The 14,172-nt window shown below is 52.3% G+C and carries 15 protein-coding genes, 1 pseudogene and 2 riboswitches; of the genes and pseudogenes, 10 read left to right on the top strand and 6 right to left on the bottom strand.

Going from position 1 to position 14,172, the window contains the following annotated elements; translation table 11 throughout:
• Positions 1 to 33: 33 nt before the first annotated feature.
• From BW934_RS14050 to BW934_RS14040, 3 genes are all read right to left on the bottom strand, one after another.
• A complete protein-coding gene (locus BW934_RS14050; protein ID WP_014463038.1) occupies positions 34 to 393 on the bottom strand; it encodes a response regulator in 360 nt (119 codons plus the stop codon).
• 139 nt (positions 394 to 532) lie between these two features.
• A complete protein-coding gene (locus BW934_RS14045; protein ID WP_076349212.1) occupies positions 533 to 2,299 on the bottom strand; it encodes a methyl-accepting chemotaxis protein in 1,767 nt (588 codons plus the stop codon).
• 89 nt (positions 2,300 to 2,388) lie between these two features.
• Complete coding sequence (locus tag BW934_RS14040; protein ID WP_234969841.1) at positions 2,389 to 3,219, bottom strand: EAL domain-containing protein; 831 nt, start codon at positions 3,217 to 3,219, stop codon at positions 2,389 to 2,391.
• A gap of 226 nt (positions 3,220 to 3,445) precedes the next feature.
• Positions 3,446 to 3,532: riboswitch (cyclic di-GMP riboswitch) on the bottom strand.
• A 378-nt stretch (positions 3,533 to 3,910) separates the two neighbouring features.
• Between BW934_RS14040 and BW934_RS14035 the strand changes: the two genes are divergently transcribed.
• The 7 genes from BW934_RS14035 to BW934_RS15525 all read left to right on the top strand — a co-directional run bounded on the left by BW934_RS14035 (position 3,911) and on the right by BW934_RS15525 (position 9,116).
• On the top strand, positions 3,911 to 5,041 hold the full coding sequence (locus BW934_RS14035; protein ID WP_076349172.1) for an MBL fold metallo-hydrolase: 1,131 nt from the start codon (positions 3,911 to 3,913) through the stop codon (positions 5,039 to 5,041).
• A 166-nt stretch (positions 5,042 to 5,207) separates the two neighbouring features.
• A complete protein-coding gene (locus BW934_RS14030; RefSeq protein WP_076349170.1) occupies positions 5,208 to 5,876 on the top strand; it encodes a class II aldolase/adducin family protein in 669 nt (222 codons plus the stop codon).
• A 64-nt stretch (positions 5,877 to 5,940) separates the two neighbouring features.
• On the top strand, positions 5,941 to 6,297 hold the full coding sequence (locus tag BW934_RS14025) for a PadR family transcriptional regulator (protein WP_234969849.1): 357 nt from the start codon (positions 5,941 to 5,943) through the stop codon (positions 6,295 to 6,297).
• 61 nt (positions 6,298 to 6,358) lie between these two features.
• Positions 6,359 to 7,081, top strand: a complete 723-nt coding sequence (locus BW934_RS15285) for an MFS transporter (protein WP_234969840.1) — start codon at positions 6,359 to 6,361, stop codon at positions 7,079 to 7,081.
• Positions 7,082 to 7,105: 24 nt separating this feature from the next.
• Entirely contained in the window at positions 7,106 to 7,756 is a 651-nt protein-coding gene (locus BW934_RS15280; protein WP_268758610.1) for an MFS transporter, read from the top strand.
• Positions 7,757 to 7,871: 115 nt separating this feature from the next.
• Positions 7,872 to 7,956, top strand: a riboswitch (cyclic di-GMP riboswitch).
• Positions 7,957 to 8,004: 48 nt separating this feature from the next.
• Positions 8,005 to 8,619, top strand: coding sequence for a hypothetical protein (locus BW934_RS14875; RefSeq protein ID WP_143232684.1), 615 nt, complete (start codon positions 8,005 to 8,007; stop codon positions 8,617 to 8,619).
• Between the two features lie 224 nt (positions 8,620 to 8,843).
• Complete coding sequence (locus BW934_RS15525) at positions 8,844 to 9,116, top strand: AbrB/MazE/SpoVT family DNA-binding domain-containing protein (protein WP_076349164.1); 273 nt, start codon at positions 8,844 to 8,846, stop codon at positions 9,114 to 9,116.
• A gap of 16 nt (positions 9,117 to 9,132) precedes the next feature.
• Here BW934_RS15525 and BW934_RS14005 read toward each other — a convergent pair whose 3' ends face one another.
• A complete protein-coding gene (locus BW934_RS14005; protein WP_076349162.1) occupies positions 9,133 to 9,363 on the bottom strand; it encodes a hypothetical protein in 231 nt (76 codons plus the stop codon).
• A 275-nt stretch (positions 9,364 to 9,638) separates the two neighbouring features.
• Between BW934_RS14005 and BW934_RS14000 the strand changes: the two genes are divergently transcribed.
• The gene (locus tag BW934_RS14000) at positions 9,639 to 9,908 is read left to right on the top strand and encodes a type II toxin-antitoxin system Phd/YefM family antitoxin (protein WP_076349160.1); all 270 of its coding nucleotides are present in this window, start codon (positions 9,639 to 9,641) and stop codon (positions 9,906 to 9,908) included.
• Positions 9,905 to 10,330 (top strand): putative toxin-antitoxin system toxin component, PIN family, encoded by a 426-nt coding sequence (locus BW934_RS13995; protein ID WP_076349158.1) that lies wholly within the window; start codon positions 9,905 to 9,907, stop codon positions 10,328 to 10,330. Before BW934_RS14000 ends, BW934_RS13995 begins: the two co-directional genes overlap by 4 nt.
• Before the next feature lie 90 nt (positions 10,331 to 10,420).
• Here the strand turns inward: BW934_RS13995 and BW934_RS13990 are convergent, their stop codons facing one another.
• Both BW934_RS13990 and BW934_RS13985 read right to left on the bottom strand, forming a co-directional pair.
• Complete coding sequence (locus BW934_RS13990; protein WP_076349156.1) at positions 10,421 to 11,572, bottom strand: RNA-guided endonuclease InsQ/TnpB family protein; 1,152 nt, start codon at positions 11,570 to 11,572, stop codon at positions 10,421 to 10,423.
• Positions 11,544 to 12,131, bottom strand: coding sequence for an IS607 family transposase (locus BW934_RS13985; RefSeq protein WP_076349154.1), 588 nt, complete (start codon positions 12,129 to 12,131; stop codon positions 11,544 to 11,546). The genes BW934_RS13990 and BW934_RS13985 overlap by 29 nt, the downstream gene beginning before the upstream one ends.
• A 600-nt stretch (positions 12,132 to 12,731) precedes the next feature.
• Here BW934_RS13985 and BW934_RS13980 point away from each other — a divergent pair.
• Positions 12,732 to 14,122: pseudogene (locus tag BW934_RS13980) on the top strand (IS1182 family transposase).
• Positions 14,123 to 14,172 lie beyond the last annotated feature (50 nt).

Here is a 14,172-nt window from a genome sequence, read left to right as displayed (position 1 = left end):
AGCGCAAGAGATATCAGAGTGTATCTGCGGGCCTTACTGTAAGGCCTTTTCGACAGCGTTTATCACTCGGTCTGCTTGGAAGGGTTTCACAACAAAATCCTTCGCCCCGGCCCGAATTGCGTCCAGTACCATCGCTTGTTGCCCCATTGCTGAACACATGATGATACGAGCCTGCGGATCCATCGCTCGTATTCTCCTGACTGCTTCAATTCCGTCCACATTCGGCATGGTGATATCCATGGTGACCAAATCGGGGTGCAATTCTTGGTATAGCTTCGCTGCTTGTTCGCCGTCAGAGGCTTCTCCAACCACTTCGTGTCCATGTTTCACGAGAATATCCTTAATCATCATCCTCATAAATGCAGCATCATCGACGACCAAAATACGCGCCATAAACTTTTCACCCTATCTAGCAGAATTTATATAAAAAATTACAAAACCAATTCTATATATCCCTGGCTCGTTCGTAATCCTGCTCGTGACGCTATTTTTTGTACAACAGTCTTGTCGACGATCTCGAACAACACAGCCCCTACACTCGGAACTGCCCAATCATCATCTGTAATTCCTGCGCACGTTGACTTAGCGACGCAGCGGTCGACGCGATTTCTTGCATGGATCCGGCCTGTTGTTGTGCAGATGCCACCACACTTTCGGATTCACGCGCCGCTTGCCCCGCCAATTCCACGACAACCGCCATATCATGTGTCATATGCTCGGCTTGCGTGACGATATTTCGTGTGACATCAACCACATCCTTGATACGTAACGTCAGGTCCCCCATCGAGTGGCGAATGCTTGAGAAGGTTCGTTTCGTTTCATCTGCTACTGCCGCCCCCTCTTGAACCTCCGTTGTGACCGCTTCGATGGATTGAGACACGTTGGATACCGATTGCATCACCGTTCGTACAATTTCTTGAACCTCTCGTGCAGCATCAGCTGAAGCATTGGCGAGACTACGGATTTCATCTGCTACAACGGCAAACCCGCGGCCGTGCTCACCCGCTCGAGCGGCTTCAATGGATGCGTTGAGCGCGAGCAAATTGGTCTCGTCTGCGATTCGCATGATAGTCGATGCAATTTGACGTATGTTCTCCGATTCTCTTTCCATACGGCTCATTACGTCTACAGCTTCCGTCGTTCGACTTCGGATCGTCTTCATTTGCGACTCCATGTCTTCCATAACCTTCATGCCCTTTTCAGCTTCTTGCTCTGTTCGCCTTGCCGTGTTGTTCAGCGCATCGGCCAACTCGGAAACCTGACTGATCTCATCTCGTACACTTCTTGCTGCCTCAGAAGTATCGTGAATTTGCCTCGTTTGCTTGTCGGCGCCCGCGGCTACTTGCTCGATAGAATGCGTAATCTCCTCGGACGCCTTCATGAGTTCGTCCGTACTCGCCGACAACTCTTCTGCGCTGGCAGCTACGTGTTCCGATGCATCTGCAATCGCCTTTATCAGTGAACGCAGATTCGCGACCAACTCGTTGAAGACGCGCGCCAAATCCTCCAGTTCATCCCGGGTATGTACCTCGACCGAATCGACACGCAAATTCCCGCGTGCGATCTCATCCGCGACCTGCCTTAGGCGCATGATAGGCCGAGATATGGACACGGAGAGTGTCGTACTCCCTATGAGGCCCATCATGATGGCAACGAAGGCTATGATCATATCCCAAATCAAAGTTTGCGCAAGCAAATGGTTGACGTTTGCAACCGCGGCATTTTTCACGCTTTCTTCATCGCTCGTTAACTGTGCAAGACTTTGAATCAGCGGTTGTAACGTGTTGCTGGTGAACATTGCTTGTGCGTCCGACAGACTCGTTGAGGCCAATCGAAACGCACTCGCGTTCTGGTCAAGGATTTGCTGCCACTGCGAACTAAACAAATTGAGAATGGCTTTATCCGTCACAGCCATCGGATAAGATTCCAATAAGGATAAATCTTGTTTTACCTGAGCTAAATCATTCTGGTAATCTTGAAGGTTGTATTGTGCGTTTTGTCCGTTTGGTGACAGCAGATACAGAGCTCCATCGTTATCGGATGTGACGATATCATAGTCAAACTTGCGGACAAGGTTTAATACTTTCGCAGCTTGTTCTAATTGATTCACCGATTGATGTATTTTAGTGATGAGGATCGCATTGAGAACCCCCATTGCGATAAGAAGGACCGTCACGAGTCCAGTATTCATGAGGAATTTTTGGCGAATGCGCATCGAAGGAAACATGTTCATCATTTTTTGCGTCATCGAATGAAACGTGCGATCGATCAACTCTTTTGCAGAATCCATCATCGACATGATAGCCCCCAACTCATTCGTAAGCCTGACCTCGGTGTTCAACTCGGTGCAAAGCTAAAAATATCTCTATATTCCTTTTACACCTATATTTAGGATAAACTACGATTGGGATTCCTCACTTTGTTCCACAGTCGGTAATATAACGTCACCAATCGGTCGATCTCCTCACTCTTCGCTAGTACCGTCGGATCGGTCCATACAGTGGTTTCCACGAGTTTAAGTAACTCATGTCTTTTTTGTTCGATGGTTTGCAGCAAAGACTGAATCTGCGGTACCGACAAGGGCGCGGACCAATAGTATCCTTGACTCTTGAAGATACCCATAGATCTAATCGTTTCTAAATCCTCATGCGTCTCTATACCCTCCGCAATAATCCGTTCACCTGACCCCATGATTTGAACGAGTCGTGATAAGAACTCTTGCTTAGCTGGCGTTCCTGAAATTCCGCGAATCAATGTCCGGTCTACTTTGACCCAGTCTGGTTCTAATACGGCGACCGAAGAGAAAGTATTTGAACCTATCCCTACATCATCCAATGCAATTCGCACACCTCGTGAGCGAACTGTTTGAATAACCGCAGACAAGTGAGTGACATCATAGGGAATGTACTCTACGATTTCGATAACCAATTGTTCAGGGAAACAGATACCTTTTTCAAATAAAATTTCCAAATATTCTAGAAAAAGCTTATTCGTTAAGCTGCTCGGAGTTACGTTTACAAATAAGGGAGTAGGGGGTGTTTCGGACCACGCTAGGGCGAAAGATTGCATACTGAGGGTCACAACAAGTTGGTCCACTTCTCGGGCCCGATTACACGCGACCGCTGCACGAAACCACACATCCGGCGCAATTGCGCGGCCGTCAATCCGAGGACGGCTCAAGGCCTCGTGGGCACAAACCTCTCCACGAACGTGGTTCACAATCGGTTGATAGACAAACTCGAGAACACGGGTGTGAAGCGCTTGGTCAATCGCTTCAACGAGATATGAGAATTCATTATCTGGAGTTAGAGGATATTTATACCCCCCCCCCCCGGAAAGGGTTTATTTTCTAAGTTACTTTTTTCCATTACTCTTCCCCCGTCTTCCCACATCACAAAAGGAGCAGCTCGCCCCAGCAAGCTGCCCCCATGTTCCCATTCGTGAAAGCGGCAGCCCGGCGATCTTAGGTCCAAGTCCCCGTAGACCCGTAGCTTTGCGTCCCAACGTTTCCGTTGGTTTGCCCTGAAACGCCTCGTATATGGTTCATTGTCCTCGGATTCCATTGCTTGCCCATGTTTTTTATCGACATCATCTCTTACGATTCGACATACCCAAGCAAATGCAAACCTCTATCCAGGTCTAAAGATACATTCGCCATTCTTCTTAGAATTCCTTTCTCTCTTTCAGTAGAACGAGCCTATATCGAACGAGCCTATATACGACGAATCATAAGTATTACCTGTTGCATTTGATAATGAAATCTTGACAACTCCACCCCTTCTCTCTAAGATACCCATTAGGGTATATACCCGTGTGGGTATTCATCGGCCTCTCCTCTGCACAGAGAGGGATGCCACAAAAGCTTATCGGTAAATCTAATCCTGAACCGTGAAGGAAGGGAGTAGCATCTATGGCGATCCGCACGATTTCTGCCGCTGAACTTCATCGCAAAATGGACTCTGGAGAATCACTGTTCATCTTGGATGTTCGCAACCCTGAGGAGTATCAGGATTGGAAAATCGAAGGTAACCAATTGCGATCCATCAACATTCCGTACTTTGATTTCCTGGATGACAATGACGCGCTCTATGCTGACCTTCCGAAAGACACTGAGATCATCACGGTATGCGCAAAAGGCGGGTCTGCTCAAATGGTGGCTGAACTGCTTGAGCAACGTGGTTACGATGTGAGTGTTCTGGAAGGTGGCATGCTCGCTTGGAGTCAGTTTTACGTGCCGGTGACGATTGTCGAGGATGAAAACTTGAAGCTTATCCAGTTCAATCGTCTGGCGAAGGGTTGCCTATCCTATATGGTGATTTCCGACGGAAAAGCCCTTGTCGTTGACCCGAGTCGACATGTAGATGAGTATTTGCGAGTCGCCGAGCAGGAAGGGGCACAGATTGAGCACATCATGGACACTCACCTGCACGCCGACCACATCACAGGCGGGCCCGAACTCGCGCAGAAAACAGGTGCTACGTACTACATCTCGGCCAGTGAAATGCAAGGTTCAGACCGGCCCTATGAACCACTCGAAAAGCACAGCATGATTCAATTTGGCCAAGTGAATGTCAAGGTCTTGGCCATTCCTACGCCGGGTCACACACCCGGAAGCATGTCCTTCTTGGTCAACGATCAGTTCTTGCTGTCAGGAGACACGATTTTTGTGGGCGGACTCGGTCGTCCAGACCTCGGTGGCAAGGCCCGCGAATGGGCACAAGCCTTGTACGATACGGTGTTTCGCACGATAGCTCAGCTTTCTGACGACGTGCTCGTCCTACCCGCGCATTATGCGGATATCCAAGAAATCAACGCGTCCGGCTATGTCGGAGAAACACTCGGAGAGATTCGTCGTAAGAACGAAATCATGCGTACCGAAGATCGCGAAACGTTCACGGAGACAGTCGCGAATTCGGTCGGTGCCACTCCGCCTAACTATGAGGATATTGTGAGCATCAATCGCGGTGTGCTATCGGTATCCCCTGAAAAGGCGACCGAATTGGAAATTGGGCCAAACCGTTGTGCCATTCATCATACTTGACAACATCGACACGCTTAAAAAGGCGCGAGACAAACGACGTCGAGCGCCTTTTGCGTTTGATATTGATGGATTCCACGAAGGGGAACAGATTCGCGAATAACAGCTTGCTTTTCGTGACACTATACTGTAATGTACAGTATAGATTGATAAACAGGGAGTGAGTATCATGGATCAGGTGCAACAGAAGAAGCGAGAACTGATGGAGGCAGCACACAAGCTGAAGGAAGCGGGGCTATTGTTCCGCGGATATCACGCCAATCTGTCAGCGCGCATTTCAGAGGACACCATGATTCTCACCAGCGGCGGTAGCGTCGAACATTTGGATGAAAACGGCTTTGCACTTATTCGCTTGGACGGACAGGTGATCGAGGGTGATATCGCACCCGTTATGGCCGAAATCATTCAGATGCACGCTGGTGTATACCGTGAACGTCCGTCCGTAGGTTGCGTGATTCACACGCATGCGCCACACGCGACCTCGTTTGCGGTGGCTCAGCAACCTATCCCTGTTGTGTATGAGCCACTCGTCCGCTTTGGTGTAACGGAGGATATTCCGGTCGTCCCTTGGGCGCCACGCGGTTCGGATGCCTCAGTCAAAGGCATTGTTCAAATCGTGAAAGAGCGACCAGGTGTATGGGCGGTTCTTTTGGCCAATCATGGCGTGCTTGCATTCTCGCGCACGATCACCGAAACCGTTCAACTTTTAGCGACCCTTGATGAAGCGGCAGAAATCGTTCTGAATGCCCGCATGCTAGGCGGAGAGAAGCGGTTACCTGACCAAGCGTTTACGCAGATTCAAGAACGGATGCGGGAGTTTGCGGAAGTCAAACGGTGAACGTTGAGAAGGCGCCAATCTGGCGCCTTCCACATTGATAAAGAAAGGGAAAATGGTATCCGTGATGCAGAAGCAAAATCGTCACTTGCCAGCCTTCTTGCTGTTGTTGTTGTTGGACGATGAAGCGCACGGAGGAACCCTTTGGTCCAAACTGAAGTCGCTTCTCCCAGACCAATGGAACATCGATAGTGGCGCTGTATATCGCACTTTACGTGATCTTGAGGAACGTGGAGCTGTTTCATCGCAATGGATGACCGAAGAATCCGGTCCCCCAAAACGCGTATACGCTATCACTCAGAAAGGGTTGGAAGAACTGTACGAGTGGCGAAAGGATATTCTGATGCGAAAACAAAGTCTGGATATTTTTCTTAGCCGATTTGATGAGCATGTGCGTTCAGGGAGATTGCATGAAGATGCGTAACCTCAGAACCTTTATACCTGGGTTTCGCCGAGGACCATATCCTTCCCGGCTAGATCGGAAGATGTGGTGGATCTTCACCAGCGTTGTTTTAGGGACATTGATGGTCAATATCGATAGCAGCGTGGTCAATGTCTTGATCCCTACGCTTGAGCGTGCTTTTCACCGTCCACCATCATTGCTTCAATGGACGGTTTCCGCATACCTTCTTGTGGTGACTACACTTCTTCCGCTTCTCGGCGCACTGTCCGATCGTGGTAGCCGGAAGACGTATTACCTTATGGGTGTTGCCCTTTTCACAATCTCCTCCGCGCTGTGTGCCATAGCTACAAATCTTATGGAACTTATCATCTTTCGGATGATACAAGGGTTGGGCGGGGCGCTCATCATGGCGAACGTGATGTCCATCATTACGTTCACTTTCCCGCCAGAAAGGCGCGGGAAACCACTTGGATATGTCAATAGCATCGTGGCATTAGGCACAATTATCGGGCCTGGTCTGGGAAGTGTCCTTCTTTCCGTGTTTGGATGGCGATCTGTTTTCTGGATTAACATCCCTATTGGGATGGTTTCGCTAGCGCTTAGCATTGTCCACCTTCCACCGCTCAGGACTTCAAAGGAGGAACAACCACTCGATCTTGTGGGCGCAATCTGGATTACTGCCGCAGTAGCAGCGATGTTCTTCGAATTCAGTGAGGTAGGAGCTTGGGGATGGATGAGTGCCCCGAGCATTGTGTTTCTCGTCACTGGTGCTTTATTTCTATTCCTCTTTCTGTTTCACGAGTGACACACACCAACTCCGCTCATTCAATTGACATACTTTCGTATTCCGTCATTTGGTCTCTCTGTAGTCTCAAGTTTTCTTTCATACGTGCTCATGATGATGCCCCAATTCCTGCTTCCCCTTTTTCTACGAGATGTGCAAGGTGAATCGGCCACTCGTGTGGGGCTCGTCTTGATGACGCAATCCTTGAGTATGTTCGTATTCTCACCGGTCGCGGGATGGCTAAGTGATCGATATGGCCCGCGCGCTTGGCCTGTGATAGGCATGGTGATGGTGGGCATTTCAGTAGCCGCTTTCTCCTCGTTGTCTGCACATACGCCGCTTGCCTATACAACGATCGATCTGTTTCTCTTCGGCCTTGGACTCAGCTTGTTCACCGCGCCGAATAACGCGCTCGTGTTAGCGGCCGTCCCACCCCAATATAGTGGTGAAGTCGGGAGCCTGCTTGCACTCGTGCGAAATCTTGGCCGCCTTGTGGGCATAGCGGTCTCGTCGGCAGAACTGACCGTCAGTCAAGTGAATGGTAGTGGAATGGTGAATTCCCACACTCTCGTCACGGCCTTTGATCGGGCATTTTTCATAGGAGTTATCCTCGCGACACTCGCGTTTGCAACAAGTATCAGTGTCAGTTTGCATCGTTCGGCGCTAGGAAGTACGTGGAAACAGCGCATCCCTTAATTGAGATCTGAGCACTCTGTGTCATGCCAGCGTTCGAGATCTCTCGCGAACGGAATGTCACCTGTTTTGGCTACCCCTATTTACTTCGCTAAGTATTCGAATATGCTATCGTAAGGTCGGTCAAAGGCAAACTTCGCGAAAGCGGAGGACGCAAAGCTATAGGGGCTCGACACGACGTGTCGTGCCAGCCAGCTGCCTGGCCATAGCCCTCCGACCTGTCTAAATTTCAAGATGTAGGAGGATGCTTGATGGGACGAATTTCAGGGAAAGCTTTCGTTTCCGCATCAGTGGCATTGGTGACCGCTATCTCCGTGACGTCTATCGTGTACGCAGCGACACGGCACGAAGAGTTATCAGCCCGTGCGTTGTCTCACGGCCCGGCTGTGGTGGCTGCAAAAATCAAAGAAGCCGAGGATCACAAAGCTCCCGAACGCCAGGGCGACCAAAAGGACCAAGGCGTTCGAAACGGCCATTCGTCGGACGCCCAAGAATCTGATCAGCAAGACGCACAAGGTCGTTTGACAGAAAGCGTCCGTCGGCTCGTGGCTGAGACCAATCAGAAGATCGAAGCCGCGCACAGTGAATTGGAACGGGCGCTTGGACAAGCCAAAGGAAACCCAACAGCCATCTCGGCAGCCATCAGTGCATATGAGGCGCAGGTCCAGCAGGCCCTGTCTCAGCTGCAAACCGAATGGGGACAATTGAGCACCTCGGCTCAGGCTTCGTCGTCCAACACAGGGAATAGCACATCGAACTCGACAACGGGGAACGCCACTGCAAATTCCACGGGTAACAACGCAACTTCAAGTTCGAACTCGACATCCAATGTTTCGACGACGAGCGCAACAAGCAACGAGGACTAAATCGAACTTCCAACGCGTTTGAGCCAATCAGCCCAAGCGCGTTGGTCTTAGAACATATGTATGACTCTCCTGGTCGAAATCTTCTCGCCGTGATCTCTCCCACAATGCCACACGCGGCCATGAGGGCTTTGCGATACAGTTGCACTTTCTTTAGGTCCATCATATTGTACGGATCGCGGCCGCTTTCTCACTTTCGAGACCTTAAAAGGAGATGAGACTAGACTGTGAAAAAGTCGGTCGGAATTGTATGGGTATCTGATAATCAGTTCAGAGTAACTCTGCCGAAGTCAATCCGTGACGTGCTCGATCTTCCCGCGAAGTCCAGCGTGGAAATTTTCCTTGACGATAATTGCGTTGTCATGCGCAAGTATTCACCCGGATGCGTGTTCTGCGGCCAAGTCGACGGTACAACGTTGTACCGTCATCGCCCGATCTGTGAGACGTGCAGACAGGAGCTCGCCCAGTGGAGCCGCGAACGTACGTCTGTGCCTCGTTGACCAAGCGCATTCTTTCTTAGCCCGTGGCCTCACTTTCTTGCACAGGCACGTATTTGCCGTTCGGCGTCCGCTTCGCCGAGCCTTCGGCCACCAGGCGCTTCAACATCGGCGACGTGCGTGATGAGGCTTGTTGATAATCAAAGCCAAGCGCAAGACCTATCTCCGTCGGCCCGATGGGACGCCGATGTGTGTCGTAAAGCTCCCGCAATTTTGCCGCTACAGCCTCGTACATCAACGTGTTGGCCATGACCTCGCCTCCTGAGTATGATTCCGCTCGTCGTGCTTTCGTATTGCATTGTAGCAAATCAATGGGATGGACGTGTCCACGACCCGGCGCGAATTCTTGCGCCGTTCGGTCGTTGATATCGTGTGGAAGGTTTGTACCTACGCTTGACCCGGAAGACGCGCCCGGACTCACGTCCGTGCCCATCTTCCGGGACGTTGTTTTTCGTACACGAATACACTGTGCCGAATGCAGCGTATAATACAATTAGGTCAATTATATGAATTGGGGTGACATCGATGGTCCGCGAAGTGTCAGCTATGGAGATGCGTAAACAGTTCGGGGATTTGCTCAACGAGGTGCACTATCGGCACAACGCCATTGTAATTACAAAAGCGGGCAAGCCAGTTGGCGCCCTGATTGACATGGAGCTATTCGAGAAAATTCGCATGATGGAGGATGAATTCCGCCGAATGACCGACGAGCTCGTCCACGTCTACGCGGATGTTGACACAGCCGTTGCGGAAAGTGAGATTCAAGAAGCTATCAAGGCGTCGAAGCAATCATGAGGGTGGTTCTGGACACGAACGTCTTGATTTCGGGGCTCCTCCTCCCTCACAGTGTACCGGGTCGCATCGTGCAAGCATGGCGATCTGCCCAGTATGCGCTCGTGATATCTGAATCCATGCTGGACGAACTTGAACGAGTACTCAGTTACCCGAAGATCCAACGACGTCTGCAATGGTCGCCGGGCGAAATCCGCCGCTTCGTGTCGCTATTTCGATACTACTCGGATGTAGTCGTTGTGGACGAAAGCTTATGTGTAGAACTCAAAAACAGCCTGCGTGACGACATGGACGTGCACGTTCTCGCGACGTGCATCGCCGGCAAAGCGAATTGGCTCGTTTCTGGCGACGAAGACCTGTTGACCGTCCGCGACCGATATCCTGTGCGCAGCCCGGCCGAATTTGTTGCCATGCTGAGCCCTTGATATGTGTGCACCCGTTAAATGTTGCTCTCAACCGTTCTGCGATTCATGGACAAATGTCCACTTCTCGCTTCCTGCTTCCGCGACCCATGACTAGCAGCCCAAGGCCGCCCCGCCAGAGGGATCTCCACAGGCGTCACTTCCCGCGGAACTCGCGGTACCGATTCTCAAAAGATTTTTCGCTGCGTTGATGTCGCGGTCATGCCGCGTGCTGCACGCCGGGCACGTCCACTCCCGCACCGACAATGGCAACTCGCTTATCACGTACCCGCACGCCGAGCACGTCTTGCTGCTCGCGTAAAACCGCGGCGCCACGATGAGTTCCGAACCATACCACGCGCACTTGTACGTCAGCATTCGCCGAAACTCGCCAAAACCCATGTCCGAAATGGCTCGCGCCAACGCTCGATTCTGCACCATGCCTCGCACATGCAGGTCTTCCATGACGATCGCTCGCTTGGTTTTCGCGAGCTCCGTCGTCACCTTGTGCAAAAAGTCCTGCCGTATGTTGCGGATCTTCCGGTGCAGCCGAGCAAGCGCCAACGCCGACTTCCGCCGATTTCGCGAGCCGGGTTTCTTTCGGCTATGCCGCTTCGACAGCCGCTCTAAGCGGCGAAGGTATCGGCGCAACGGCTTTGGCGCCTCGATTTTCGTCCCGTCGGACAACGTGAGAAACCACGAAACCCCCAAATCCACACCCACCGGCTCGCCCGAAGGCGGCACAGGGTCGGGAATCTCCGTTTCTGCCGCCAAACTCACATACCATCGGTCCGCCTCCCGCTTTACCGTCGCCGACAAGATTCGGCCTTCGACATGCGGTTTCTCTTTCAGCCGAATCCGCCCGAGCCGAGGCAGTTGTACGGCGTTGTCCAAGACGCGAATCGAACCCGTCAGGCGAAACGAATCGTCGCGCCCTTTTTTCTTGAACCGAGGGAATCCGACCTTGCGCCCCTCCTTCAATCCGCGAAAAAAGTGTTGAAACGCGCGATCCAAGTCCCGCAGCGCTTCCTGCGGAGCGCACTTGGAGACCTCGTACATCCACGGGAAGTCGGTTTTCTTCAGGCGGTTGAGTTCCCGGTGCTGTTCGATGGCGTTCGTGCTTTGCCCCGTCTCTTCATGGAGCGCGATGCGTCGGGCAAGCCCCCAATTGTACGCAAATCGGGCCACACCTGCGTGCTTCGCAAGCAGGGCCCGTTGCATCCGATTCGGCGCCAACTCATACCGATACGCCCGATGAATCTTCACGCTCGAGAACCTCCAAAGCGCGCTTGGCGCGGTGACGAGCGGAACGCCGCCCGTACAACCGCGCGCAAAACAACGTGAGGACTTCGATCATGTCTTGCACCAAGTCGTCCTTGACCTCGCCTGGCTCCACGACGAGAATTCGTCGGCCTTGAGCCGCCAAAGCCGCCTCGACGTATTCAAACCCGAACCGCATGAGCCGATCCCGATGCTCCACCACAATCGTATGGGCATTTGGATCGGACAGCAGTTTCATGAGCTTCGGTCGATGCCCGTTGAGTCCCGAGCCGATTTCCGTAACCGCCTTGACCACGACAAGCTTCTGTTCCATTGCAAATTCCATGAGCCGTGCGATTTGGCGATCCAAATCGGCTTTTTGGTCGGCGCTTGACACGCGCGCATACAAGGCCACGGCATTCGTCGTGGAAGGCTCGGGTTCGTGGACGAGGATGGTGCCCGAAGGAGTTTGCTCAAAAGGCACGGGCATCCGGCCTTCTTTTACCCAACGCCAGGCGGTCTTGTACGAGATTCCATTCTTTCTTGCCCAATCACTTAGTTTCATAGAAATAGAATACACCAAATGTACATCATTGTCCATAATTCAATGAGCAGTTCTCAACCCTCGCTTGCCCCGGAAGACGCGCCCGGACTCACGTCCGTGCCCTTCTTTCGGGGCGTGTTCCGTGGCTTTAATCCACAATTGTGTTATCGGATTTTCGTTTACACAACCCACAGTTGTGGTGCATACTATCTATAGAACGAGGCGCAAAATGCATATAGCCTGCCAGAAGGGTCTCAGGCGGGCTATGGGACGAGGCCTGCAGTGCCGTATTCGGGCCGTCTAGTTAGCGAAGGTGACAGTCACTTCAAAGTGGGCCAACCTTATGCGGAGTGGCTGTTGTCCTTTTTGGGGACCATTTCGACTTTCAACTGCACCCAAACCTTCGATCCACGGACCTCTCCCCAATACTTGTACAACACGGTCCGCAGGTCTCTACGTTCGAGAGGGAGACTTGTGGTCGCGTTGCGCGTCTCGCAATGATGTAGACGCTCGACAGGGCTGTCCTAGGAGCGTGTCCGAGTAATCCTTGAATCGGATTCTTGAAGGGAACTTTCGGATCCTTGGCGAAGTCATCGGTAGGAACATCGGGGAGGCTTCGTCATGTCACGAAAGAAGTTCCGTGGTCACAACCACGATCAATTGCTCCTGTTACCTCCGGATTTGAACGAGTGGTGGCCGGAAAACCACTTGGCACGGTTTATCAGTGACGTCGTGGACCGATTGGATACGTCTGCGATCACCGAGCCGTACGAGCGAGAGTTGCGAGGCTATCCGCCGTATCATCCCGTGATGTTGCTGAAAGTGCTCATCTACGCTTATTCCACGGGAGTGTTCTCTTCTCGGAAAATCGCAGCGGCGTGTGAAGACGTGGTGGCCTTTCGTTGGCTGACCGCCAATCAGTGTCCGGACTTTCGTACCCTGAGTGACTTTCGGAAGCGGCATCTGCACGTGTTCAAGGAATTGTTCCTTCAGGTGTTGAGGGTTGCTCAAAGCGCTGGCATGGTCAAGATGGGGCATGTGGCGCTGGACGGGACGAAAATCCGGGCGAATGCTTCGAAGCACAAGGCGATGAGCTATGGGTGGATGAAACAAGAAGAGCAGCGTCTGCGTCAGGAGATTGCAGAGTTGGTACGGGACGCGGAACGGACCGACAAACGAGAAGACAAGCTCTATGGCAACACACGAGGGGATGAGTTGCCGGAGGCGCTGGCCCGTCGCCAGAGCCGATTGGCGAAGATCCAGGAAGCGATGGCGGCGCTGGAAGCCGAAGCGAAGGCGAAGGCAGAAGCCGAGCCAGAGCAAGCGAGCGCTGAAAAAGACGAGAAACGAGATGATGACGAAGGTCAGTCTGGCGGCAAGAAGGGTCATGGTTCGCAAGGCCGCAGGTCTATGAAGGCCGTGCCGGAAGACAAGGCGCAGCGGAACTTTACGGATCCGGAATTCCGCATCATGCCCTCCAAAGACGGATTTGTGCAGGCGTACAATGTGCAGGCTGTGGTGGACGAAGCGTATCAAATCATTGTGGCGACAGAAGTGATCAACTCGCCGAGCGATGCCAAAGTGCTCAGAACGATGGTCGAGATGGCGAAGCAGAACACAGGGCGGATTCCGAAGAAACTCTCGGGCGACGCAGGGTACTATGCGCAAGAGGATGTCGAATGGATGGAAGCGATGGGCGTGGATCCGTAATCGCAACGCGGCGGCAAAAACACGGAGAGAACCCCATATGCCCGAGAGGACGCATTCCGAAGTCGTATACGCCGAAACAGCGGATGGCGCGTAAGCTGGTAACCAAGCGAGGACGAGCGATTTATGCCAAGCGCAAAGTGATTGTGGAGCCGGTGTACGGTCACATCAAGTCTTGCTTGGGGTTCGATCGCTTTTCGCTACGTGGACTCGCCAAGGTACGGGGAGAGTGGTCCCTGGTCGCGATGTGCCACAATTTGCTGAAACTGTTCCGATACGGGCGGTCAAGGATAGCGATGGCCTGACCCGGGCCCATCGCTGCCTTGGAGTCTGGGTAAAATGTAAGGTTGGAGAG

Source organism: Alicyclobacillus vulcanalis (genome assembly GCF_900156755.1).
GTDB lineage: Bacteria > Bacillota > Bacilli > Alicyclobacillales > Alicyclobacillaceae > Alicyclobacillus > Alicyclobacillus vulcanalis.
This window is presented reverse-complemented; position numbering and strand designations above follow the sequence as displayed.